This window comes from Streptomyces alkaliphilus, assembly GCF_014141535.1.
Taxonomy (GTDB): domain Bacteria; phylum Actinomycetota; class Actinomycetes; order Streptomycetales; family Streptomycetaceae; genus Streptomyces; species Streptomyces alkaliphilus.
In genome coordinates, this window is sequence record NZ_VKHT01001397.1 from 1 (window position 1) to 991 (window position 991).

The following is a 991-nucleotide window of genomic DNA, read 5'->3' on the forward strand; positions in this document are numbered from 1 at the left end:
CTCACCCCTCCGCCAGGGAGTCCTCGATGCCCTGGTCCCCGCCCGGGCCACCGTTCCTCTCGGCATTGCCATCGGCATTCCTCTCGGCGTTTCTCCCGGTGTCGCCCTCGGCCAGCAGCGCGGTCAGTCCCTCCTCCAGCCCCAACCGTTCCATCTCGGCACCCGCCGGCACCGCCCGCAGCGTGTGCTCCAACCACGCCGAGAGCGGTTCGGCCGGTGCCTGCAACAGGGCGTCCCCATCCGGGGAGGTCAGCTCCAGGCTGATCACCGGTCGGCCGTCCACATCGGCCGGACGCACCCGCACATCGCCCCGCCCGGTCGCCCGCACGACTCCCTCCATCAGCAGCTCCCGGGCGAAGGTCCAGTCGACCGGCACGGGGCTGTTGGTGTGGAAGGTGACGTGCACGGCGTAGGGGTCCTCCGAGCGGTAGCGCAGCCGGGTGGGCACGTCCACGCCCCGCTCGGGGGACACCACCAGACGCATGGTGATCTCGCGCTCTACGGTGATCTGCATGACCTCTCCCTGCTCTTCTGTCTCCCGGGGCACCGGGAGCCCCGGCACCGGCGGACGGTGCCGCCACAGGGTGGGAGGGAGTCGCGTCCGGATCCTTACGCGACTTCGGGAAGATTTTTTTCCGCCCGGGTCCGGTCATCGGTGAACTCCCGTGATCGCCGGCCGATCGATCCCGGGACCCGCTCCGATCGGTGTCCTTCCGGGCGCGGTCACCCGCCGCCGGGTCGGGGGCACGGCGATACCCCGAGGGGGCACGGTCGGCGTACGATGCGTAACCCGACGCGACACGGACGAACGGACGAGGAGAATCGGACCCCCTCATGAGCTCTCCTGCGGAAGGCGGCGACGCCGGCACCCCGGGACCCGACTGGTATCCCGACCCCTCGATCCCGGGGTACATCCGCTACTGGAACGGCACGGCCTGGGTGCCGGGCAGCAGCCGTCGCCGACCGGAGCCGGGGGAGCCCACCCCCGCGC

Annotated in this window: 2 protein-coding genes; one reads left to right on the forward strand and one right to left on the reverse strand. The window is 71.5% G+C overall.

Annotated features, from left to right (window positions below; genetic code table 11):
* Position 1: 1 nt before the first annotated feature.
* A complete protein-coding gene (locus tag FNQ90_RS24710; protein ID WP_182608367.1) occupies positions 2-514 on the reverse strand; it encodes an SsgA family sporulation/cell division regulator in 513 nt (170 codons plus the stop codon).
* 320 nt (positions 515-834) lie between these two features.
* Between FNQ90_RS24710 and FNQ90_RS24715 the strand changes: the two genes are divergently transcribed.
* The coding region (locus FNQ90_RS24715; protein WP_182608368.1) for a DUF2510 domain-containing protein at positions 835-991 on the forward strand (157 nt) is incomplete at its 3' end.